The following is a 22,211-nucleotide window of genomic DNA, read 5'->3' on the forward strand; positions in this document are numbered from 1 at the left end:
CCAGCCGATGATCCGGCGGGAGAAGGTGTCCACTACGAACGCGACGTAGACGGTGTCGGACCAGGTCTTGAGGTGAGTGAAGTCCGCGACCCAGCAGCGGTTCGCAGCGCCGGCGACGCAGTTGGCAGGGGCTCATCCGGGAGCGGCACAGGCGCCACAGGGAGGCGCCGGGGCAGATCAAGGGCGGCAGAAACGGTCACACCGACAGGTAGGGCACCGAACAGTTCAGTGCGCTACTGAACTGGCCACTGAACTGTTTCGTGCGCTACTGAACTATTCAGCGCCGTTCAACAGCGACCGCTACTTCTTCTCGCGCCCCGGCAGGAACTCCTGCATCTTCGCCTTGAAGCCCTGCTTGACCACCGATCCCCGGTCCGAGTCGCCCTTCAGGATCGACGCGGCGGTTGCCTCCATCTGCTCCCAGGTGGCGTGCGGCGGGATCGGTGGGACGGCCGGATCGGTCAGGAACTCGACCACCGCGGGACCGTCCGCCTCCAGCGCGGCGCGCCAGCCCGCCTCGACGTCCTCCGGCTTCTCCACCCGGATGCCGGTCAGCCCCAGGGAACGCGCGAACGCGGCGTACTGCACGTCCGGGAGCTGCTGTGAGGGCAGGAACTGCGGCGCGCCCTCCATGGCCCGCATCTCCCACGTGACCTGATTCAGATCCTGGTTGTTCCACACGGCGATCACCAGCCGCGGGTCCTCCCACTGGTGGCGGTACTTCGCCGCCGTGATCAGCTCCGCCATCCCGTTCATCTGCATCGCCCCGTCGCCCACCAGCGTGATCGCGGGCCGGTCAGGGTGCGCGAACTTCGCGCCGATCACGTACGGCACCCCGCAGCCCATCGTCGCCAGCGTGCCGGAGAGCGAGCCCCGCATGCCCGGCCGCATGGTCAGGTGCCGCGCATACCAGTTCGCCGTCGAACCCGAGTCGGAGGCGACGATCGCGTTGTCCGGCAGCAGCGGGTCCAGGGCGCGGGCCACGTACTCCGGATTGATCGGGTCGGCGTCGAGTCCCGCGCGGCGCTCCATGACGTCACGCCAGCGCGTCACGTTGGCGCACACCGTGTCGTACCACTCGCGCCCGCGCCCCTCCTCGATCAGCGGGATCAGCCGCTCCAGTGTGGCCTTCGCGTCGCCGACCAGGTTCACCTCGTACGGGTAGCGCATCCCGACCATGTGCGGATCGATGTCGATCTGCACACCCCGCGCCTTGCCGAACTCCGGCATGAACTGGGTGTACGGGAACGACGACCCGATGGTCAGTAGCGTGTCGCAGTCCCGCATCAGCTCGTACGACGGACGCGTGCCCAGCAGGCCGATCGAGCCGGTGACGTACGGGAGTTCGTCGCTGAGGACGTCCTTGCCGAGCAGCGCCTTGGCGACGCCGGCGCCGAGCAGCTCGGCGATCCGCTCCACCTCGGCCCGCGCGCCGGCCGCGCCCTGGCCGACCAGGACGGCCACCTTGTCGCCGGAGTTGAGGATCTCGGCGGCCCGCCGCACCGAGTCGTCGGAGGGGACCGCCGTCCACGAACTGCGGTCCAGGCTGGAGGGCACCATCTTGAACTCGTGCGTGGGCGGCGAGTAGTCGAGTTCCTGCACGTCACCGGGGATGATGATCGCGGTGGGGCAGCGACGCGCGTACGCGGTGCGGATCGCCCGGTCCAGCACGTTGGGCAGCTGCTCCGGCACCGTCACCGTCTCCACGAACTCGGAGGCGACGTCCTTGTACAGCGTGTGCAGATCCACTTCCTGCTGGTAGGAGCCGCCCATCGCGGTGCGGTGCGTCTGGCCGACGATCGCCAGCACCGGAACGTGGTCCAGCTTCGCGTCGTACAGGCCGTTCAGGAGATGGATCGCGCCCGGCCCGGACGTGGCGGTGCACACCCCGAGACGGCCGCTGAACTTGGCGTATCCGACCGCCTGGAACGCCGACATCTCCTCGTGCCGCGACTGCACGAAACGGGGCTGGTTCTCGGCCCGGCCCCACGCGGCGAGCAGGCCGTTGATGCCGTCGCCCGGATAGCCGAAGACCTGCTCGACCCCCCACTCGCGCAACCGCTCAAGGACGTGGTCGGAGACCTTGGTGCTCATGTACGACCTCCCGGACGTATGGGGACAGAGCCAGCAGGACGAGTCACCCTGCGCGATGGCGGAAAACCTCTCCGGGTTTGCGGGCAGGGGCCAGGGGCAGGCGCACCTCAGTGCTTCGGACAGGAGGCACGTCCGTGGGAGCGGCGAATCGCGCCGCCACCGGCGCTCCTGGTCCGCACAGTCGTTGCGCTCCCACGGTGACCGTCCAACCCAGAGCACCTTCAAGGGAATTGCGACGAATCATGCCGATCCACACCAGCGCGAAGCAGCACCCCCACGACGACGCCCCCGACACCGCCGACGCCTTCCGCAGGCTCGCCACACTGCCCGCCGGCCCCGAGCGCGACGCGCTCCGCGACGAGATCGTCGAGGCCTGGCTGCCCATGGCCGACCGCCTCGCCGGACGCTTCCGCAGCCGCGGCGAGAGCTTCGAGGACCTGCGTCAGGTCGCGGCCCTCGGCCTGGTCAAGGCCGTCGACCGGTACGACCCCGAGCTCGGCAACGCCTTCGAGAGCTACGCCGTGCCCACCATCACCGGCGAGATCAAGCGGCACTTCCGCGACCATATGTGGACCCTGCACGTACCTCGCCGGGTCCAGGACCTGCGCAATCGCGTCCGGTTCGCCTCCCAGGACCTGTCCCAGACCATCTCCGGCCGGCGGCCCACCGTGGCGGAGATCGCCGAGCACGCGAAGATCAGCGAGGAGGACGTCAAGGTCGGCCTGGAGGCTCTGGAGAGCTTCACCGCCCTGTCCCTGGACGCGGAGCTGCCCGGCAGCGAGGACGGGTACTCCCTGAGCGACGCGCTCGGCTCGCCGGATCCGGCGCTGGACACGGTCGTGGACCGCGAGGCGGTGAAGTCGCGGCTGGCGGCCCTGCCGGAGCGGGAGCGGGCGATTCTGTACATGCGGTTCTTCGGGGACATGACGCAGAGCCGGATCGCCGAGGAGCTGGGAATTTCGCAGATGCATGTGTCCCGGCTGATCAGCCGGTGCTGTGGTCGGGTTCGGGAGCAGGTCATGCGGGATGTCGCGTAGCGCCGTGGGGGTTGTCGGCGAGGTGCGAGTGCGGGCCGTGTGCGGCTTGTCGCGCCCACGCGGCGGAGCCGCACATCGATACAGTCCCGCGCCCCCAGGGAGTCGCGGTTCACCCGGTTGAGTGGCACCGTCCCGCCAATGGGGCCTGGCCGCGCGCGGCCTTGTAGCGGGCTGGCTGTGATGGCAGAGGGGCTTTTCTGCCGTCGCCCGAAGGAGCTCGCTCCATGCGCCGCACCCGCCACGCACTCTCCGTCGCCCTCCTGGCAGGCTCCGCCCTGGTGGGCCTCGCGCCGGTCGTGTCCGCCGAACCCGCCGCCGAGGTCAGTCCGGCCACCGTGGAGCCCGGGGGGACGCTCACGATCTCGGTCAGCTGTGATCCGACCGGGGGGTCGCCGCCCGACAGCATCGACGCGACCTCGCAGGCCTTCGACGAGGGCACGGTCCCGTTGCGCAAGGTGACCGGCAACGACGACAAGGTGTCCGGCCCCGCCTACCGGGGGACGGCCCGCATCACTCCCGCGGAGAACTTCGAGGGTGATCCCGACGCCCTCGGCGAGGACTCGGCGTGGACCGTCGACGGCACCTGCCCGGCCGCTCCCGGCGGGGAGGGCAAGGAGTGGAGCGCGACGTTCACGGTGGCCGACGGCGGGGGCAAACACGAGCCGACCCACCAGCCGACCCACCAGCCGACTCACGAACCGACCCACGAGCCGACTCATGAGCCCTCTCACCGGCCCGCCCCCGAGCCCTGCCCCGACGAACCGCGGCACCACCACACCGAGTGCGCGGGAGCGGTCGTCCAGCGCGGGGTGCGCGCCGGTGACGGCGGCGCCTTCACCGACTCCGTGCCCGCCCTGGTCGCGGGCGGGGTGCTGATCGCGGGCGCGTTCGGCGCCGCCGTGCACCGCTTGCGCAACCGGGAGAGCGACCCGTACCGCTGACGCCCGGCGCGCACCACCGCCCCGGAAGCCCCCCGCTTCCCCGGCCCGGCCCGCTCATGCTGTGACCGTCACGACCCGGCCGGGCACCCATGGGGCGTCGGCACCGCGGGTACTCAGTGGCCGAGGGCACGGGCGAGGGCGACAGGACACGGCACCAGGCACTGCGGAGGCACGGATGCGGCGGACGGACCCGGAAGGCCACGGCCCCGTCCGGTTCGGGCCGCCGCTCCCCGAGGACGGGCTGCCCGTGCTGCCGGAGCTGTCCGCCGTGCTCGCCGCCGCGGCGTCCCGGGGCGACCACGAGCCGGTCGGCGGGGGACCGGCCCTGCGGGAGGCCGGCTGCGCCTACTGGGGCCGGCGCGGACTGCACTGCGACCCCGGCCGGGTGGCCGCCGGGCCCGGCGCGCCCGCGCTGCTGCTCGCCCTGACCGCCGCCCTCGGCGGTGACGTCCTCGTGCCACGCCCCTGCGCCGCATGGTGGGCGCCGTACGCCCGCCTGCTGGGACGCCCCGCCTTCCACGTGCCGACACCGCCGGAGAGCGGCGGTGTACCCGACCCGTACGCCCTGCTGGAGACCGTGCGCCGGGTCCGTGCCGAGGGCGGTGATCCGCGCCTGCTCGTGCTGTCCGTCGCCGACGACCCCACGGCCACCGTCGCCCCTCCCGAGCTGCTGCACGAGACCGTCGAGGCCGCCCAGGGGGAGGGCATGCACCTGGTCAGCGACGAGACCTGGCGCGACACCCTGCACGACCCGCACGACACCGTGCTGCTCAGCCCCGCCGAGATGCTGCCCGAGCGGGTCACCGTCGTCACCGACCTGGCCGGTGCCCTGCTCCCGCCCGGCTGGCCGGCCGCGGTGGCACGCTTCCCGGCCGGCGAGGACGCCGACGGCCTCCACGCGCGCGTGCTCGACGTCCTCACCGCGCTCGACGCCCGGGTCGCCGCTCCCGTCGCCTCGGCGGCCGCCTACGCCCTGCGGGAACCGGAACCGGTCACCGCGCGCGTCGCCACCGCCGTGCGCCTGCACGCGCGCCTGGCCGCCGAGGCGCACGCCGCCGTCGTCGCGGCCGGCGCCCTCGCCCGGCCCCCGCAGGCCGGCCGCCATCTGTACGTCGACCTCACTCCGCTGCGCCCCGCCCTGACCGCGCACGACGTCGGCGACGCACAGGAACTGGAGGACTTCCTCGCCGCCCGCCTCGGGATGCCCGCCCCGGGCGGCCACCGCTTCGGCGACGAGCTCGAAGCCCCGCGTGTGCGGCTCTCGACCGGCGCACTGCTGGCCGGCTCCGAAACGGAACGCGCGGAATGCCTCACCTCACCCACGCCGTCGGAACTGCCGCACGTGCGACGCTCGTTGATCCAACTGAAGTCGGCCTTCGACGATCTCCGCGACGAAGCTCAGCGATGGGAGCCTCCTCGATGACGCAGCAGTCCGAGTCGACCGCGAGCACGACCACTCGGGAAGCCGACGACGCGGCCCTCCCGTCCCCCCTCCCGTCCCCCCTCGCGCCCCCGTACCCGCCACTGGCCGAGCCGAGACCACTGGCCGAACGCCGGGTGTGGCCGCGCACCTTCCACGACCGGCTGACCGCGCCGCTCCCCGGTTTGAGGGCCATGGCCCGCTTCGCCCGCGAGGGTGCCGTGAGACCGGGCCCGGAAGGCCTCGCCGACATTCCCCGGCTCCCCTACGCACCCGGCCCGCTGCCCCGCGTCGACGCCCGCACGGTCGCCGTCACCTGGGCTGGACACGCCAGTTGGGTCCTGCAGATCGGCGGACTGACCGTCCTCACCGACCCGGTCTGGTCCCGCCGGATCCTCGGCACCCCGGCCCGGATCACCCCCGTGGGCGTCCCCTGGGAGGCGCTGCCGCGCGTCGACGCCGTCGTCATCAGCCACAACCACTACGACCACCTGGACGCCCCCACGCTGCGCAGGCTCCCGCGCGACACCCCCGTGTTCGTCCCGGCCGGCCTCGCCCCCTGGTTCCACCGCCGCCGCTTCACCCGCGTCACGGAGCTCGACTGGTGGGAGGCCGCCGAACTCGGCGGCGTCCGTTTCGACTTCGTCCCGTCGCACCACTGGTCCAAGCGCACCCTCACCGACACCTGCCGCAGTCTGTGGGGCGGCTGGGTCCTGACCGACCAGGACGGGCAGCGCCTCTACTTCGCGGGCGACACCGGCTACGGCCACTGGTTCTCCCGCATCGGCCGCCGCTATCCCGGCATCGACCTCGCCCTCCTCCCCATCGGCGCCTACGACCCCCGCTGGTGGCTCAGTGACGTCCACTGCGACCCGGAGGAGGCGGTCCGCGCGGCCCAGGACCTGGGAGCGACCAGGATGGCCCCCATGCACTGGGCCACCTTCGTCCTGTCGGCGGAGCCGGTCCTGGAGCCCCTCACACGGGTACGGGCGGCCTGGGAGAAAACAGGCCTGCCGCGCGAAAACCTCTGGGACATGCCGGTCGGCGCTTCAGGGGTGCTGTTCGGGGACTGACCTCTGTCGCACCCGCCGCACGACACTCGGCACCGCGCTGATCACCAAGGTCAGCGCGATCGCCGCGACCACGCCCTCCCACGGCTCATCGAACAACGACCCGCCGAGGATCCCGATCAGCTGGTACGTCACCGACCAGGCCAGACAGGCCGGCAGGTTCCCGCGCCAGAAGCGTCGCATCGGCCACTTCGCCAGCAGACAGGCCAGCATCACCGGAATACGCCCCGCAGGCACCAGCCGCGACAGCACCAGCACCGCCACGCCGTGCTCGGCGAGTTTCGTCTGCGCCTGCTCCAGCCGGTCCTCGGGGGCCCGCGCCCGGATCGCCTCCAGCCAGCGCGAGCCGTTCTTCGACTTCATCCCGCGCCGCCCCAGCCAGTACAGCGCCGCGTCCCCGAGGAACGCCGCCAGCGACGCCGTCACGAACACCATCGCCAGTGAGAACGGCGCCGTCTGGTGGAAGGCGACCACGGCCGCCGAACTCACCAGCGCGCCCGTCGGGATCACCGGCACCAGCGCCCCGATCAGCACCAGCAGGAAGAGCGACGGATAGCCGATCGCCTGCTGCGTGGACTCCGGCACGACGGACGCCGGGGTGACGGCCGACGCCGCGAGCAGGGGTACGGCGGCCTGCGCCACGGGCGCGGTCCAGATCACCGCGCGACCTCCAGACGCACGCTCTCCCCGTGCCCGAGCCGGTGCACCGCCACGCCCGGCGCGCGCCGCGCCGCGAGCCGCACGAACTCGTCACCCGGCGCATGGAACTCGTGGGGGCGCACGGCGTCCATCCCGATCGGCCAGTACGTGCCGTAGTGCACCGGAATCGCACTGCGCGGCGCCAGCCGCGCCAGCGCCTCCGCCGCCCGGCCCGCGTCCAGATGTCCCTCGCCCAGGTACGGTCCCCAGCCACCCACCGGCAGCAGCGCCACCTCGACCGGCCCGACCTCCTCGGCCATCCCGTCGAACAGCCCGGTGTCCCCGGCGAAGTACGTCCGGGCCTCGCCGGCTATGACGTAGCCGAGCGCGGGGGAGCGGTGTGGTCCGAGCGGCAGCCGGCGCCCGTCGTGCCGCGCGGGCACGGCCCGTACGACGATGTCGCCGACCGGGGTTTCGTCCCCGGGCGCCACCTCGCTGACCCGCAGGTGCGCGAGCCGGCGCAGGCCCGGCACCGCTCGGCGCGCGCCCCGGGGCACGAGCAGGCGCGTGCCCGGAGCGAGCCGCATCAGCGACGGCACATGCAGGTGGTCGGCGTGCAGATGCGAGACCAGCGCGACGTCCGCCCGGTGGGCGCCGGGAGGCGGCAGGTCCCCGCGCCGGCGGCGCAGGTGCGCGAGCCGGCGTGCGAACAGCGGATCGGTGAGCACGCGTACGTTCGAGTCCTCGACCGTGCAAGTGGCGTGACCCCACCAGGTGATCTCCACCGGCACTTCTTTGCCCCCTTCGCGCGACTCCCCGAAGCCTACGTGCAGGAGTAGGGTCGGCGGCGAAACCGGAGGTGAGGGGGGACGCCATGGTGCCGGTCCGGGTCACGGCGATCGCGAGTCTGACGCCGCTGGAGGAGCTCGACGACGATCCGTTCCTGGTCGACTCCCGCAGCCAGCACGCGATGTGCGCCCGCTGGGCCGCCGAGCGGGGCTATATGGTCAGCCGGGAGTTACTGGTCCGGGGGCTGCGTCCCGACCACTGCGCGCTGTGGGACGGCGTCCGGCCCGGCCTCGACCTGTTCGTGGCGCCCAGCCGGAGAGTGCTGGAGAGCGCGCTCGCCTCCGTCGAGGAGTTCACCGCGGAGTGCGTGCGGCGCGGGGTGCGGGTCGAGACGGTGGGGCACGCGGAGCCGGCGTACGACGCGGCGATGAAGGCGTGCGTGCACCGCAGGCTGTCGATGCCGACCGCAGGCTACGACGGGCGTTGACGCGACGGTTCGGGGGACACGAGGCGTGCCCGCCGCGTTGTGGCACTGTGGGTGAGGGCCCGTGGTCGCGACGGGCCGGGACGTGAGGTGGCTGGGCGTGCGGGGCGTGCGGTGGCGGCGGGTCGCCAGTCAGGTGGGGCGGAGCGTCGCCGTATGGGCGGTCTCCACCCTCACCATGCTCGTCCTCGCCGGGATCCTGCCGGACTTCCGGCTCCGCTCGGCCGACGGTGACAGCGCGACCGACATCGCCGTCACGGCGGCCTTCGGCGCCGGCGCCTTCGCTCTGCTGTCGGCCGTGGTCTGGCCTCTGCTCGTCCGGCTGCTGCTCCTCGTACCGGCACTCGTGCTCGGGCTGCTGGTGTTCTTCCTCAACGGCGCGCTGCTGCTGCTCGCCCTGCGCCTCGACCCCGGGGAACGCGGCACCGCCGCCCCGGAGACCGCCGTCGTGGTCGCCGCCGTGATGTCCGCCGTGGCGTCCGCCACCGGCGCCGCCCTGGCCGTGCGCGACGACGACGCCTACCGCCGCAGGCTGTACCGCCTCTCGGACCGCCGCCGCAGGTCCGGACCGCCCTGCCCGGCCGGCCCCGGCACGGTCTTCCTGCAACTCGACGGCGTCGGCCACGACGTCCTGCTGGACGCGGTCGGCAAGGGCCTGATGCCCACCGTCGCCCGCTGGCTCGACATAGGCGACGGCGGCCGCCCCACCCACCGCCTCACCCCCTGGCGCACCGACTGGTCCAGCCAGACCGGCGCCAGCCAGCTCGGCATCCTGCACGGCAGCAACCACGACGTCCCCGCGTTCCGCTGGTACGAGAAGGACACCCGCGAGGTGGTCGTGTGCAACCGCCCGACCAGCGCCGCCGAACTCCAGCGCCGCGCCGCCGGACACGCGGGGCACGAGGGCCTGCTCGCCGTCGACGGCGCCAGCCGCGGCAACCTGTTCAGCGGCGGCGCCGGACAACAGGCCCTCGTGCTGTCCGTCGCCGGCCGCCGCAGCCGGGAGAACCGCTCCCGGGCGGGTTACTTCGCCTACTTCTCCGACCCGGCCAACGCCGTGCGCACGGCCCTGTCCTTCGTCGCCGAGGTGGGCCGGGAGATCGGCCAGTCCACCCGGGCCCGCCTCGGCAAGCAACGCCCGCGCGTCTCCCGCGGCGGGCTCTACCCGCTCGTCCGCGCCTTCGCGACCGTCGTCGAGCGGGACGTCGTCGTGGCCGCCGTGACGGGCGACATGCTCGTCGGCCGCACCGCCGTCTACGCCGACCTCGTGGCCTACGACGAGGTCGCCCACCACTCCGGCCCGGCGAGCCGCGACGCGCAGAAGGTCCTCGAACGCCTCGACCGCTCCCTCGCCCTGATCGAGAACGTCGCCGAGCACGCCCCGCGCCCGTACCGGATCGTCGTGCTGTCCGACCACGGCCAGAGCCCCGGCGAGACCTTCCGCTCCCGCTACGGCCTCACCCTCGGCGACCTGGTGCGGGCCGGCTGCGGACTGCCCGTGCCGCGCCGCGCGGAGCGCACCCGCAGCGGGGCGGAGGCTCGCGCCGCCGTGCGCGCCGCCCTGCGCATCCCCGTCGAGGAGCACGGCGAGGAGCACCGCCCCACGCGCCGCTCGGAGCCGATCGTGCTGGCCTCCGGCAACCTCGGCCTGGTCTCCTTCCCGGACGTCACGCACCGCATGAGCAAGGAGGAGATCGACGCCCGCCACCCCGCGCTGCTGCCGACCCTCGCCAACCACCCCGGCATCGGCTTCCTGCTGGCCCGCAGCGACGAGCACGGCGGGGTCGTCCTCGGCGCGTACGGCGCCGAGATACCGCTGGCCGACCTCGACGACAACCCGGGCCCGCTCGCCCCGTTCGGGCCGGGCGCCGCCGACGCGGTACGCCGTACGCACGCCTTCCCGCACACCGCCGACATCATGGTCAACTCCTTCCACGACCCGGCCGACGGCGAAGTCCTCGCCTTCGAGGAGCAGATCGGCTCCCACGGCGGACTCGGCGGCGAACAGGGCAACCCTTTCCTGCTGTCGCCGCTCGGCTTCTCCGCGCCGGTCGACGAGGGGGAGGAACTCGTCGGCGCCGAACACGTCCACCGCGTCCTGCGCCGCTGGATGCGCGAGTCGAACGGCCCCCAGGTGCCGCTGGAGAGCAGTGAGGAACGCGCCGCCTGAAATTGGGCTGCGTCCGGGGCGCCGTACGCACACACTGGTGCGGTTCGTCGTCCCACACCCTTTTTGAGGAGAACCTGCGTTGCAGGCCGCCGTCACCGTCACTCCCGCCCGCATCCCGGAGCTGCTGCTCGGCCTCGCCACCGTCCGGCCGGTCTTCATCTGGGGCGCTCCCGGCATCGGGAAGTCCTCCCTGGTACGGGCGTTCGCCGAGTCGCTCGGCCTGGAGTGCGTGAGCCTGCTGGGCACCCAGCTCGCCCCCGAGGACCTCATCGGCGTACCGCAGATCCGTGAGGGCCGCTCGGTGTTCTGCCCGCCGGAGGCGATCGCCCGGGACGAGCCGTACTGCCTGTTCCTGGACGAGCTCAACGCGGCCACGCCGGACGTGCAGAAGGCGTTCTACTCGCTGATCCTCGACCGCCGTATCGGCACCTACGAACTGCCCAAGGGCTCGATCGTCATCGGCGCCGGAAACCGCGCCACCGACAACGCGCTCGCCCGGCCCATCGCCTCCGCGCTCGTCAACCGCCTCACCCACGTGCACCTGGAGGCGTCCCCGACGGACTGGCTCGTCTGGGCCGCGGAGCACGGCATCCACCCCTGGATCGTGGACCACCTCACGGACCGGCCCGACCACCTGTGGTCCAAGCCGCCGAAGACGGAGGAGCCGTTCTCCACGCCCCGTTCCTGGCACATGCTCTCCGACGCCCTGCACTCCTTCGGCCGCGACCTCGACGAGGAGACGCTGCGGGTGCTCGCGCACGGCACGCTGACGCCCGCGCACGCGCAGGCGTTCTGCGGCTACGTCAAGATCGTGCGCAGCCGGTTCGGGATCGAGGCGATCCTCAAGGGCGACGCCCGCTGGCCGAACCGTCCGGAGGACCGCGACCTGCTCTTCTACCTCGCCGACTCCTTCCGCGGCCGCCTGATCAAGGAACTGCCCGTCAGCAAGGAGCACATGTCGGCGCACGGCCGCCAGACCGCCTACCGCGCCAAGTCGCTCCTGGTGCAGCTCGCCGAGATATCCGTCGAGGTCGCCCAGACCGTCATCGCCTCCGACAGCGACGGCAACCCCCTGCTGCCCTCCTGGTTCCTCGTCGAGGCGGCGCGGGACATGCCCCGGCTGGTGGAGGCACGCCGGTGAGCCGTGGCCGCGGCAAGGACCAGCGGAAGAAGAAGCGGGACCTCGCGGGCGAGGCCTTCGCCGAGGGAATGCGGCTGATGCGGACCAACCCCGCGCTCGCCGCTGTGGAGTTCGACGTCTGCCGACAGGAGGAGTGCCGCTTGGCGCCCCGCCACGGACTCGTGGTCGTCGACTCCGACGGCGATCTGCACGTCCACCCGGACCGGCTCGCCGAGCCCGCCGCCTGGGCCTGGGCGCTCGCCCACGCCGTCCTCCACCTCGGCTTCGGGCACGTCCCGGCGGTGAAGGGCGACCCCGTCCAGCCCGACCGCCACGACCTCGCCGCCCGCTGTGTCGTCGTCAACCGTTTCCTGCTCGGCTTCACCGTCGGCGAGACCCCGGAGCACCTGCCCGCCTCCTACCCGGACGGCGACGAGGAACAGCTCGCCGCCCGCTGGCGACGCGACGGACTGCCCACCGTGTACGAGCGCTGCGGTACAGCCGGTGACGAGCCCGACCAGGTGCTGGTGCCCTGGGTGGGCTGGTCCCGGCCGCCCGACTGGCAGCTGGCCTTCGCCGGCGCCCTGACCCGGACCGTGTCCGCCGCGATGGACATGGCGGGCGGCCGCCGCGACAGCCTGGACGGCGAGGCGCCCCTGCTGCGCCCCTGGCAGCGGGCGCTGAGCTGGTTCATCTCCTCCTACCCGCTGCTCGGCGGTATCGCGTCCGGCATCAAGCTGGTCGCCGACGCCGAACTCGCCCGCGCCCACGGCATCGCGATCGCCGCCGTCAACGCCGAGGCCGGCGAGATCTACGTCAACCCGCTGCGGCAGTTCGACGACGAGGAGTGGCGGTTCGTCCTGGCCCACGAGATGCTGCACGCCGCCCTGCGCCACGGCGACCGCTGCGGCACCCGCGACCCCTACCTGTTCAACATCGCCTGCGACTACGTGATCAACGGCTGGCTGACCGAGATGCAGGTCGGCACCATGCCCGAGGGGCTGCTGCACGACCCGGGGCTCGCGGGCCTGTCCGCGGAGGAGGTGTACGACCGGATCGCCGGCGACCTGCGCCGCATGCGCCGCCTGGCCACCCCGCGCGGCAAGGGCGTCGGCGACGTGCTCGGCGCGCCGCTCGGACCGCCCCGCGACTACGTCGACCTGGACGGGTTCTACCGACGTGGCCTCGCCCAGGGCCTCGACCTGCATCAGCGGCAGGAGCGCGGCTTCCTGCCCGGCGGCCTGGTCGAGGAGATCCGCGCGCTCAGCCATCCGCCGCTGCCGTGGGACGCGCGGCTCGCCCGCTGGTTCGACGAGTTCGTGCCCCGCCCCGAGCCCGTACGGTCCTACGCCCGTCCCTCGCGGCGCCAGGCGGCCACGCCCGGCATCCCGCGCGCCGGGCGGTACTTCCCGCCCGAGGAGATCGCCCGCTGCACTTTCGGCGTGGTCCTGGACACCTCCGGCTCCATGGGCCGCGTCCTGCTCGGCAAGGCACTGGGCGCCATCGCCTCCTACGCCGCCGCCCGGGACGTACCGGCCGCCCGGGTCGTGTTCTGCGACGCGGCCCCGCGTGACGCCGGCTATCTGCCGGTCACCGAGATCGCCGGCCGGGTGCGCGTGCACGGCCGTGGCGGCACCGTCCTGCAGCCCGGCATCGACCTGCTGCACCGTGCGGACGACTTCCCGCCCGGCGCGCCGATCCTGGTCATCACCGACGGCTGGTGCGACGTCCTGCGGGTGCGGCGCGAGCACGCGTACCTGATCCCGAGGGGGGCGCGGCTGCCGTTCACCGCCAGAGGCCCGGTCTTCCGCGTGAGTTGAACCGGAGTGTGATCGGATAGTGGCCAGGAACCCGGTCACGGTTTCCGGATACTCATCGAAAGGATGCGACATGGCAGCCACGCGCTCCGCACACACCGTTTGGGAAGGCAATCTCTTCAAGGGCAACGGCGTCGTCACCTTCGACTCCTCCGGCATCCTCGCCGAGCAGCCGGTGTCCTGGGCGGCCCGTACCGAGGAGCCGGGCGGGAAGACCAGCCCGGAGGAGCTGATCGCCGCGGCCCACTCCAGCTGCTTCTCGATGGCCTTCTCCAACATCCTCGACAAGGCCGGCACCCCGCCGACCAAGCTGGTGACCTCCGCCGACGTCACCTTCCAGCCCGGCGAGGGCATCACCGGCATCCACCTCACCGTCGAGGGCAGCGTCCCCGGCATGGACGAGGCGGCCTTCCTCGCCGCCGCCGAGGAGGCCAAGGTCGGCTGCCCGGTCAGCCAGGCCCTCAAGGCCACCCCGATCACCCTGACCGCCAAGCTCACCTGACCAGTCCCACCCACGTCGCGCGGGCCCGCCCACCAGGGGCGGCCCGCGCGACGTCGTCGGTTCACCGACACCCTGATGCGGGCCTTCCTCGCCCCTCCGCGCGTGGACGTGCTGGTCACCGACCGGCCCCGGCGGGCCGTGGCGCTCCGCGGCCGATCACCCCATCGCGGCATTGACAACAGCGCACTCAAGTTTTGTGCTGGAAAGTGAGAGCGCCCTGGCGGAAGGGGACAGCGATGGGACGTGCGGTCGGGATCGACCTCGGAACCACGAACTCGGTGGTCGCCGTGCTGGAAGGCGGCGAGCCCACCGTCATCGCCAACGCGGAAGGAGCCAGAACCACACCCTCGGTCGTGGCGTTCGCCAAGAACGGAGAGGTGCTGGTCGGGGAGGTGGCCAAGCGGCAGGCCGTGACGAACGTGGATCGCACCGCCCGCTCGGTCAAGCGCCACATGGGTGACGCGCACTGGCGCTTTCCCGACCACGACGACATCGACGGCACCCGCTACCGGGCGCAGGAGCTGTCCGCGCGGGTGCTTCAGAAACTGAAGCGGGACGCGGAGTCCTACCTCGGCGAGGACGTCACCGACGCGGTGATCACCGTCCCGGCGTACTTCGACGACGTGCAGCGGCAGGCGACCAAGGAGGCCGGCGAGATCGCGGGCCTGACGGTGCTGCGGATCATCAACGAGCCGACGGCGGCGGCGCTGGCGTACGGGCTGGACAAGGAGAACGACCAGACCGTGCTCGTCTTCGACCTCGGCGGCGGCACCTTCGACGTGTCGCTGCTGGAGATGGGCGAGGGCGTCATCGAGGTCAAGGCCACCAACGGCGACACGCACCTCGGCGGCGACGACTGGGACCAGCGGATCGTCGAGTACCTGGTCAAGCGCTTCAAGGGCCAGTACGGCGTCGACCTCGGCAAAGACAAGATGGCGATGCAGCGGCTGCGCGAGGGCGCCGAGAAGGCCAAGATCGAGCTGTCCAGCTCCACCGAGACGACGATCAACCTGCCCTACATCACCGCCTCCGCCGAGGGGCCGCTGCATCTCGACGAGAAGCTGACCCGGGCCCAGTTCCAGGAGCTCACCGCCGACCTGCTCGACCGCTGCAAGGCACCCTTCCACCAGGCGGTCGAGGACGCGGGCGTGAAGCTCTCGGCGATCGACCACGTGATCCTGGTGGGCGGCTCGACCCGGATGCCCGCGGTGACCGACCTGGTCAGGGAACTCACCGGCAAGGAGCCGCACAAGGGCGTCAACCCCGACGAGGTCGTGTCTCTCGGTGCCGCGCTCCAGGCGGGGGTCATGCGCGGTGACGTCAAGGACGTGCTGCTGCTCGACGTCACACCGCTGTCCCTGGGCATCGAGACCAAGGGCGGCATCATGACGAAGCTCATCGAACGCAACACCACCATCCCGACGCGGCGTTCGGAGATCTTCACGACGGCGGCCGACAACCAGCCCTCGGTCGGCATCCAGGTCTACCAGGGCGAGCGGGAGATCGCCGCGTACAACAAGAAGCTCGGCGTCTTCGACCTGACGGGACTGCCGCCGGCGCCGCGCGGCGTGCCGCAGATCGAGGTGGCCTTCGACATCGACGCCAACGGCATCATGCACGTCTCCGCCAAGGACATGGCGACCGGCCGCGAGCAGAAGATGACCGTCACCGGCGGCTCGGCCCTGCCCAAGGACGACATCGACCGCATGATGCGCGAGGCCGAGCAGTACGCGGAGGAGGACCGCAAGCGCCGCGAGGCCGCCGAGACCCGCAACCAGGCCGAGCAACTCGTCTACCAGACCGAGAAGTTCCTCCGCGACAACGGCGACAAGATCCCGGCCGACACCAGGACCGAGGTCGAGTCGGCCATCACCGAAGTGAAGGGACAACTGGAACAGCAGGCGGACACCGCCGCCCTGCGCGCCGGCGTCGAGAAACTCGCCTCGGTCAGCCAGAAGATGGGCCAGGCGATGTACGCCCAGGCCCAGCAGACACCCACCGAGGAACCCTCCGGAACCCCGCGGGAAGAGGAGGGAGTCGTCGACGCGGAGATCGTGGACGAGGAGAAGGAGCAGGGGGACCAGAAGGGAGGAGCGGCCTAGTTCTCCGCGGGCGGCAGCGTCGCGTACACGGCGTCGACGACGGACGCGTACGGAGTTCCGGAGTCGGCCAGCCCGCAGCGGAGCAGCTCCAGTCCGGCCCGGTGCTCCGTCAGCAGGACGGTGTTGCCGGTGCGGGCCGTGAACTCCAGTACCGCGGGCAGGAAGTCGGGCAGCTCCTCGCCGGTGAGCTCCAGGCCGTGGGAGCTGTAGAGCTCCTGGAAGCGGGCCGGTGAGAACCCGCGCCAGCGGCTCAGGTACAGGCTGTGGCCGTCTGCGCTCTCGAAGACCTGGAGGTAGTGGGCGGCCAGGTCCCGCGGCGCGGTGCCGGCCGCGTGGTCGGCGAACTCCCGTAGCTGTGGGGCGGCTTCGCGCAGCAGCGGCAGCCGGGCGCGGAACTCGTCGCCGGGATACGTCAGGCACAGCGCGGCCGCCTGGTACAGCAGCTCGAAGCCGGGCATCTGACCTCCTTGGCGTGCGCTCTTGCCGCGCCCCGTGCTGACGACGCTAGGGGCGGGCGGGGGAGCGCACCCGTCGGCGACGCCCGTACGGGTCACGGCCTGCGCGGGGGGCCTCGTTCAGAAGCTCTCTCGGTACTCCCGCAGGAGCTTCTCGGTGCGCTGGGTGGAGGCGGCGCCCGCGGTCATGTGGTCGAGGACCTCCAGATGTGCGGAGACCTCCTTGCGGGAGTCGAGGTAGAGCGCGCCGGTCAGGTACTCGGTGAAGACCATGTCGGGCAGTTCGGGCTCGGCGAAACGGAACAGGGAGAACGGCGCGTACGTCCCCGGGTGCGGGCCGTCCTTGAACTCGGCGATCTGGAGCGTGACACGGTCCCGCTCGGAGTGCTCCAGCAGCTTGTCCAGCTGGTCCCGCATCACCTGGCCGTCGACGCTCACCGGCCGCCGCAGCACCGTCTCGTCCATGATCACCCACAGGTGCGGCGGGTTCGGGCGCTCGAGCAGCCGTTGCCGCTCCATGCGCAGCGACACATGCCGCTCCACGGCCTCCGGCCCGGAGTTCCCGATGGTGCCGGCCTGCAGGACCGCACGCGCGTACCCCTCGGTCTGCAACAGCCCCGGCACGAAGTGCGGCTCGTAGGACCGGATGATCCGGGCGGCGCCCTCCAGGCTCACGTACAGGCTGAACCACTCCGGCAGCACGTCGTGGAACCGCTGCCACCAGCCCGGCCGGTTCGCCTCCTCGGCGAGCTCGACGAACGCGGTCACCTCGTCTTCGGGCACGCCGTAGGCGGTCAGCAGGATCTGCACGTACGGGATCTTGAGCGCGACGTCGGCGGTCTCCATCCGCCGGACCGTCGCCGGGGCGACGCGCAGCACCCGGGCGGCCTCGTCACGACTGAGGCCCGCCGCCTCGCGGAGCTCCTGAAGCCGCTTGCCCAGTACCACCTGACCCACGGTGGGTGCGGCCCGCCGTTCACTCACGCCACGCCTCCCCAACGTGCCAAGCCTGCGATCAGTCTGTCACGTTCCGCCGTCGGTCTCACAGGGCCGCGGGTGAGGAGATCGCGAGGACGGGCGAGTCGCCGGGGCATTACCCCGCGGGTAATCGACCGGGCGCGCTCGGGACGGGATCGTGAACGCACCGGGTCCCGGGCCGGCGCACTCCGGCCCGGGACCCGGTACCTGCCGCCACACCACGACCCGACGGAGAGTGATCCACCATGTCCGCGATCCAGCTCGCCACGCTCGCCCGGACCAGTGCGCCGCAGTCGATGCTGCGCCGCTTCCTCGCCTTGGACGCGGCGGTGACCGGCGCCAACGCGCTCGCCTACCTCGCGTTCTCCGGCCCGCTCGGCCGTTTCCTCGGCGTGGACTCCACGCTGCTGCTCGCACTGGGCGCGTTCCTCACCGCCTACGCGGCGGGCGTGGGCCTGCTGGCCTCCCGCCGGCAGCCGCCGGCGCTCGGCGTGCGGGCCGTCGTCGAGGCCAACCTCGCCTGGACGGCGGTGAGCCTCGCGGCACTGGCGCTCTGGCTCACACCGAGCACGGCGGGCGCCGTGTGGACGGTGCTCCAGTCCCTGACCGTGGCCGGGTTCGCCGCCCTCCAGTACACGGCACTGAGGGTCCGTCAGGACATGAGTGAATGAAGGTATTTGACCGTCGCGGGGTCGGCCGGGAGGAGCGTCTCGATGGCCAGCTCGGCGACGGTCACGTCCATTGGCGTGTTGAACGTGGAGATCGAGGAGATGAACGACAGCGTCCGCCCCTCGTGCTCGATCCGCAGCGGCAGCGCGAAGTACGGCACCGGTTCCGAGGGCTCCTCTGCCGGATCCGCCTCGGGCACCGGATACGCCGCCACCTCCTCGTACAGCGCCCGCAGCGGCTCGGAGCGGTGCAGCGCGATCTGCCGCTCCATCTGCTCCAGCAGGTGCCCGCGCCATGCGCGCAGGTTGCGGATGCGCGGCGCCAGGCCCTGTGGGTGCAGGGCGAGCCGCATCGCGTTCAGCGGCGGTTCGAGCAGGGACTCGCGGACGCCGTCGACCAGCGTCATGATCCCCCGGTTGGCCGCCACGACGTTGTACACCGCGTCCACCACCAGCGCCGGATACGGCTCGTAGCCCCCGATCAGCCGTTCGATGCCCTCGCGCAGCGCGCCCAGCGCCGGGTCGCCCAGGGGCGTCTCGGGATAGCGCGGGGCGTAACCGGCCGCCAGCAGCAGCGCGTTGCGCTCGCGCATGGGCACGTCCAGGTGCTCGGCCAGCCGCAGCACCATCTCCTCACTGGGCCGGGAGCGGCCCGTCTCGACGAAGCTGATGTGCCGGGCCGAGGAGTCCGCGCGCAGCGCCAGCTCCAGCTGGCTGACCCGGCGCTGTTCCCGCCAGGCCCGCAGCAGCGGGCCCACGCCCTGGTCGGCGGTGGACGGATGAGTGGTCATGCCGGGACCGTAGTGGAGAACCGGTCGCGCCGGACAGGCACACCGTTCCGACCAGGGCCTCGGACGTCCCGCTGTGGCAGGCTGAGGAGGGAGAAGAGGACCCCGGTGTCAGGGAAGGAGCGCTGCCCATGCCCGTCGAACCGCTGTCGCAGAAGGAGGTCGAGGACCGGCTGGCCGAGCTGCCGGGCTGGTCGCTCGACGGGGACCGCCTCACCCGCTCCTACCGGCTCGGCTCGCACTACGCGGCGACGGCGATGGTCGTGCACATCGCCCAGGTCCAGGAGGAGCTCGACCACCACTCCGACCTCATGCTCGGCTACAACACGGTGTCCCTGTCCGTCCACACGCACAGTGCGGGCGGCGCCGTCACCGAGAAGGACTTCGAGCTCGCCCGCAAGGTGGAGGACCTGGCGCCCGGCCACGGGGCACACTGACCGGGTGCTCGACTACGACAAGGAAGCGGAGCGGTACGACGCCTCGCGCGGCGGCGAGCCCAGGGCGGCCGCCGCCGCGGCGGCGGTGCTGAGCCTCGTGCCGCCGGACACGCGCGGCCTGCTCGACGTCGCCTGCGGCACCGGCATCGTGACCCGCCGGCTCGCCGCCGCGCGCGACGGCATGCGGGTGACCGGCGTGGACCTCGCCCCGGCGATGGCCCGGCAGGCCGCCGCCCGGCTGCCCGGTGCCGTGGTGCTCGCCGACAGCCGCAGGCTGCCCTTCCGGGACGGCGAGTTCGATGCCGTGTGCAGCGTGTGGCTGCTGCACCTGGCCGCCGGGCCCGCCGACGTCCGGACGATCGTCGGAGAGTGTGCCCGCGTGCTGCGGCCCGGCGGCGTCTACGTCACCACGGTCGACAAGGCCGCCTCCCACAACGTGGGCAGTGACATCGATGTCGTCCTGTCCTCCCGCCCGCCCAGCCCGGTCCGCGACGCGGCGGCGGACGTCGAGTCCTGCGCCGCCGACCACGGCCTCGTCCCGGCCGGGCAGGCCCGCTTCCGCGGTCACGGGCAGGGCCGCAGCCCGCGCCGTACGGTCGCCGACCTGCGCCGCGGCTGGTTCGTCACGCTGCCGCCCGGCCACCCGCTCGCCGACGGCTTCGCCACCCGGCTGGCGGAACTCCCCGACCAGGACAGACCCCGCCCCGACCCGTTCTTCACGCTCCGGGCGTTCCGGAAGCCGTGAGGGGCCTCAAGGCCGTGTGAACTCCATGATCCAGTTGGTCAGCCAGGTCTCTCCGCCGTCCACGGAGAACGCCTGTTCCCAGCGGGCGGTGGCCGGGGAGATCCCCGACCAGACGAACCGCACGCGCACGTCCTTGCCGTCGTGCGTGTCGTCGCCGTGGAACTCGCCCCTCTCGCCCTCGAAGCGGCCGAAGACCGGCGGGAACAGGGTGCCGCTGCGGTTGGACGCCCAGTTCAGCGACCACTCCTTACGGACCGGGTCGAACAGCCGCAGCGTCAGCCCCTTCGCGCCCAGGTGCGGCATGTCGATCTCGTCGATGTTGGCGGCCCCGTCGAACAGCGGCCGGCACTCGCTCCGGCCCGGGAACTCCTCCCAGTCGCTGCCGGGGTCGAGGAAGTCGGTGCGGCGGCGGTGCAGGACCTTCCAGGTGCCGTGGAAGAAGTCGAAGTCGTGCGGGCTGCTCATGAGCGGTCTCCAGTGGTTCCTTCGGACAGACGGTCGGCCAGATAGGCGTCGAGGTCGGGGACGTCCGGGGCGAGCATGTGCCGCACCCAGGCGTCGCGTTCGTGCAGGATCGGCGGCAGCTCCCAGACGCAGCCGATCCACGGCAGGCCGGACCTGACGAAGTGTGTGGGGTCGCGGTCCGGGCAGCCGAGGACGGGCTGGCCCGCCGCCGCGCCGCCGAAGTGCAGCACGTTGTCCCACACCCAGCTGTACGCGTTCAGATAGGCGCCGTCGTCGCCGCCCCGGTGCAGCACGACGAACGTCGCCGGCGGGGTCCCGTCCGGCTCCGGCAGCAGCTCGGGCAGGATCGCGTACGCCGCCTTCTCCACCTCGGGCGCGATCCCCTCAGGGCCGGCCGTGACGTGGTAGCGCTTGATCAACCGGCCGGCCACCTCGACGGGCGGTGGCACGGTCAGGAGTTTCTCTGTGAAGGGCATGGCGGGACGGTACGGCCGGTTCACTGCCACCATGTGTCAGTGAAGTCCAGCCGACTCGTCTCGATCCTCCTGCTGCTCCAGACCCGCGGCCGGATGACCGCCGCACAGCTCGCCGAGGAACTGGAGGTCTCGGTCCGTACCGTCTACCGGGACGTCGAGGCCCTCGGTGCCGCGGGGGTCCCGCTGTACGGCGACGCGGGCCACGCCGGCGGCTACCGCCTGCTCGACGGCTACCGCACACGCCTGACGGGCCTCACCGCCGACGAGGCCGAGGCCCTCTTCCTCGCGGGCGCCCCCGGCCCCGCGGCCCAGCTCGGTCTCGGCTCCGTGCTCGCCGCCGCCCAGCTCAAGGTGCGCGCCGCCCTGCCTGCGGAGCTGCGCGCGCACGCCGACCGGATCAGCGGCCGTTTCCACCTCGACGCCCCCGGCTGGTACGCGGACGCCGACGACGCCCCTCACCTCCCGGCCGTCGCGGACGCCGTCTGGAGCAGCCGCGTACTGCACGTCCTGTACCGCCGCTGGCGCGAGCCCACCGATGTGGAGCGCCGCCTGGAGCCGTACGGGCTGGTGCTGAAGGCGGGCCGCTGGTACGTCGTCGCCGGTCCCGGACCGCGTACCTACCGGGTCGACCAGATCCTCGAACTCGCCACCCACGACGAGGAGTTCACCCGTCCCGAGGGCTTCGACCTGGCCGCGTACTGGGCGGCGTACCAGCGCGGCTTCCACGACCGGCTCCACCGCGGCGAGGCCCTGGTGAGACTGGCCCCGGGGACGACGCTCACCGGCCCGGCGGGGGAGGCCGTACGGCGCGACGGACGTACCGAAGACGACGGCTGGACACGCGCCACGGTCCCCATCGAGTCCGTCGAGCACGCCCACGCCGAATTCCTGAGGCTGGGCTCGGCCATCGAGGTCCTGGCTCCGGACGAACTGCGGTCGAGGATCGCCCGGACCGTGGCCGAACTGGCGGAGCTGTACGGCAACTCCCGTGCACCCGGCGGCGACTGAGAGGCG

22 protein-coding genes and 1 pseudogene are annotated in these 22,211 nt (G+C 72.4%); 14 read left to right on the top strand and 9 right to left on the bottom strand.

Annotated features, from left to right (window positions below):
* Both ACZ6TU_RS16925 and ACZ6TU_RS16930 read right to left on the bottom strand, forming a co-directional pair.
* Positions 1 to 102, bottom strand: a pseudogene (locus tag ACZ6TU_RS16925) (DDE-type integrase/transposase/recombinase); the annotation flags it as partial.
* Positions 103 to 300: 198 nt separating this feature from the next.
* Positions 301 to 2,094 carry a thiamine pyrophosphate-requiring protein gene (locus ACZ6TU_RS16930; protein ID WP_469549091.1) on the bottom strand — a complete coding sequence of 598 codons (1,794 nt, stop codon included), beginning with the start codon at positions 2,092 to 2,094 and terminating at the stop codon, positions 301 to 303.
* 242 nt (positions 2,095 to 2,336) lie between these two features.
* Here ACZ6TU_RS16930 and ACZ6TU_RS16935 point away from each other — a divergent pair, with 242 nt between their 5' ends.
* The 4 genes from ACZ6TU_RS16935 (at position 2,337) to ACZ6TU_RS16950 (ending at position 6,565) form a co-directional block, all read left to right on the top strand.
* The gene (locus ACZ6TU_RS16935; RefSeq protein ID WP_467681682.1) at positions 2,337 to 3,131 is read left to right on the top strand and encodes an RNA polymerase sigma factor SigF; all 795 of its coding nucleotides are present in this window, start codon (positions 2,337 to 2,339) and stop codon (positions 3,129 to 3,131) included.
* A gap of 224 nt (positions 3,132 to 3,355) precedes the next feature.
* Complete coding sequence (locus ACZ6TU_RS16940) at positions 3,356 to 4,072, top strand: hypothetical protein (protein ID WP_469549093.1); 717 nt, start codon at positions 3,356 to 3,358, stop codon at positions 4,070 to 4,072.
* Between the two features lie 175 nt (positions 4,073 to 4,247).
* Positions 4,248 to 5,495, top strand: a complete 1,248-nt coding sequence (locus ACZ6TU_RS16945; protein ID WP_469549096.1) for an aminotransferase class I/II-fold pyridoxal phosphate-dependent enzyme — start codon at positions 4,248 to 4,250, stop codon at positions 5,493 to 5,495.
* A complete protein-coding gene (locus tag ACZ6TU_RS16950) occupies positions 5,492 to 6,565 on the top strand; it encodes an MBL fold metallo-hydrolase (RefSeq protein ID WP_467681688.1) in 1,074 nt (357 codons plus the stop codon). The genes ACZ6TU_RS16945 and ACZ6TU_RS16950 overlap by 4 nt, the downstream gene beginning before the upstream one ends.
* Here ACZ6TU_RS16950 and ACZ6TU_RS16955 read toward each other — a convergent pair.
* Together ACZ6TU_RS16955 and ACZ6TU_RS16960 are read right to left on the bottom strand one after the other, a co-directional pair.
* Entirely contained in the window at positions 6,542 to 7,183 is a 642-nt protein-coding gene (locus ACZ6TU_RS16955; protein WP_467681792.1) for a DedA family protein, read from the bottom strand. The genes ACZ6TU_RS16950 and ACZ6TU_RS16955 overlap by 24 nt on opposite strands.
* A 35-nt stretch (positions 7,184 to 7,218) precedes the next feature.
* Positions 7,219 to 7,992 (bottom strand): MBL fold metallo-hydrolase, encoded by a 774-nt coding sequence (locus ACZ6TU_RS16960; protein WP_467681690.1) that lies wholly within the window; start codon positions 7,990 to 7,992, stop codon positions 7,219 to 7,221.
* Between the two features lie 83 nt (positions 7,993 to 8,075).
* On the opposite strand from ACZ6TU_RS16960, the gene ACZ6TU_RS16965 reads away from it, so the two are divergent.
* The 6 genes from ACZ6TU_RS16965 to dnaK all read left to right on the top strand — a co-directional run bounded on the left by ACZ6TU_RS16965 (position 8,076) and on the right by dnaK (position 16,185).
* On the top strand, positions 8,076 to 8,477 hold the full coding sequence (locus ACZ6TU_RS16965) for a hypothetical protein (protein WP_469549099.1): 402 nt from the start codon (positions 8,076 to 8,078) through the stop codon (positions 8,475 to 8,477).
* 97 nt (positions 8,478 to 8,574) lie between these two features.
* Positions 8,575 to 10,644: a phage holin family protein gene (locus ACZ6TU_RS16970; protein ID WP_469549102.1), complete on the top strand. Its 2,070-nt coding sequence runs from the start codon at positions 8,575 to 8,577 to the stop codon at positions 10,642 to 10,644.
* A gap of 79 nt (positions 10,645 to 10,723) precedes the next feature.
* Positions 10,724 to 11,785, top strand: coding sequence for an ATP-binding protein (locus ACZ6TU_RS16975; protein WP_467681694.1), 1,062 nt, complete (start codon positions 10,724 to 10,726; stop codon positions 11,783 to 11,785).
* Between the two features lie 68 nt (positions 11,786 to 11,853).
* A complete protein-coding gene (locus tag ACZ6TU_RS16980) occupies positions 11,854 to 13,584 on the top strand; it encodes a vWA domain-containing protein (protein ID WP_469549217.1) in 1,731 nt (576 codons plus the stop codon).
* Between the two features lie 70 nt (positions 13,585 to 13,654).
* The gene (locus ACZ6TU_RS16985; RefSeq protein WP_467681696.1) at positions 13,655 to 14,083 is read left to right on the top strand and encodes an OsmC family peroxiredoxin; all 429 of its coding nucleotides are present in this window, start codon (positions 13,655 to 13,657) and stop codon (positions 14,081 to 14,083) included.
* A gap of 236 nt (positions 14,084 to 14,319) precedes the next feature.
* Positions 14,320 to 16,185, top strand: coding sequence for a molecular chaperone DnaK (gene dnaK / locus ACZ6TU_RS16990; protein ID WP_467681698.1), 1,866 nt, complete (start codon positions 14,320 to 14,322; stop codon positions 16,183 to 16,185).
* Here the strand turns inward: dnaK and ACZ6TU_RS16995 are convergent.
* Positions 16,182 to 16,643: a nitrate reductase molybdenum cofactor assembly chaperone gene (locus ACZ6TU_RS16995; protein WP_467681700.1), complete on the bottom strand. Its 462-nt coding sequence runs from the start codon at positions 16,641 to 16,643 to the stop codon at positions 16,182 to 16,184. The genes dnaK and ACZ6TU_RS16995 overlap by 4 nt on opposite strands.
* A gap of 117 nt (positions 16,644 to 16,760) precedes the next feature.
* Entirely contained in the window at positions 16,761 to 17,624 is an 864-nt protein-coding gene (locus tag ACZ6TU_RS17000; protein WP_467681702.1) for a helix-turn-helix domain-containing protein, read from the bottom strand.
* Positions 17,625 to 17,863: 239 nt separating this feature from the next.
* On the opposite strand from ACZ6TU_RS17000, the gene ACZ6TU_RS17005 reads away from it, so the two are divergent.
* A complete protein-coding gene (locus ACZ6TU_RS17005; RefSeq protein ID WP_467681704.1) occupies positions 17,864 to 18,289 on the top strand; it encodes a hypothetical protein in 426 nt (141 codons plus the stop codon).
* Here the strand turns inward: ACZ6TU_RS17005 and ACZ6TU_RS17010 are convergent.
* Positions 18,271 to 19,077 (bottom strand): helix-turn-helix domain-containing protein, encoded by an 807-nt coding sequence (locus ACZ6TU_RS17010; protein WP_467681706.1) that lies wholly within the window; start codon positions 19,075 to 19,077, stop codon positions 18,271 to 18,273. The genes ACZ6TU_RS17005 and ACZ6TU_RS17010 overlap by 19 nt on opposite strands.
* 128 nt (positions 19,078 to 19,205) lie before the next feature.
* Here ACZ6TU_RS17010 and ACZ6TU_RS17015 point away from each other — a divergent pair, with 128 nt between their 5' ends.
* Both ACZ6TU_RS17015 and ACZ6TU_RS17020 read left to right on the top strand, forming a co-directional pair.
* The gene (locus ACZ6TU_RS17015) at positions 19,206 to 19,511 is read left to right on the top strand and encodes a 4a-hydroxytetrahydrobiopterin dehydratase (protein ID WP_469549111.1); all 306 of its coding nucleotides are present in this window, start codon (positions 19,206 to 19,208) and stop codon (positions 19,509 to 19,511) included.
* Between the two features lie 4 nt (positions 19,512 to 19,515).
* Positions 19,516 to 20,256, top strand: a complete 741-nt coding sequence (locus ACZ6TU_RS17020) for a class I SAM-dependent methyltransferase (RefSeq protein WP_467681710.1) — start codon at positions 19,516 to 19,518, stop codon at positions 20,254 to 20,256.
* A gap of 6 nt (positions 20,257 to 20,262) precedes the next feature.
* On the opposite strand, the gene ACZ6TU_RS17025 is transcribed toward ACZ6TU_RS17020, so the two are convergent.
* Together ACZ6TU_RS17025 and ACZ6TU_RS17030 are read right to left on the bottom strand one after the other, a co-directional pair.
* On the bottom strand, positions 20,263 to 20,721 hold the full coding sequence (locus ACZ6TU_RS17025) for a hypothetical protein (RefSeq protein WP_469549115.1): 459 nt from the start codon (positions 20,719 to 20,721) through the stop codon (positions 20,263 to 20,265).
* Positions 20,718 to 21,197, bottom strand: a complete 480-nt coding sequence (locus ACZ6TU_RS17030; protein WP_467681714.1) for a hypothetical protein — start codon at positions 21,195 to 21,197, stop codon at positions 20,718 to 20,720. The genes ACZ6TU_RS17025 and ACZ6TU_RS17030 overlap by 4 nt, the downstream gene beginning before the upstream one ends.
* Positions 21,198 to 21,236: 39 nt before the next feature.
* Here ACZ6TU_RS17030 and ACZ6TU_RS17035 point away from each other — a divergent pair, with 39 nt between their 5' ends.
* On the top strand, positions 21,237 to 22,205 hold the full coding sequence (locus ACZ6TU_RS17035; protein ID WP_469549118.1) for a helix-turn-helix transcriptional regulator: 969 nt from the start codon (positions 21,237 to 21,239) through the stop codon (positions 22,203 to 22,205).
* Positions 22,206 to 22,211 lie beyond the last annotated feature (6 nt).

It is taken from the genome of Streptomyces sp. NPDC052064 (assembly GCF_055585925.1).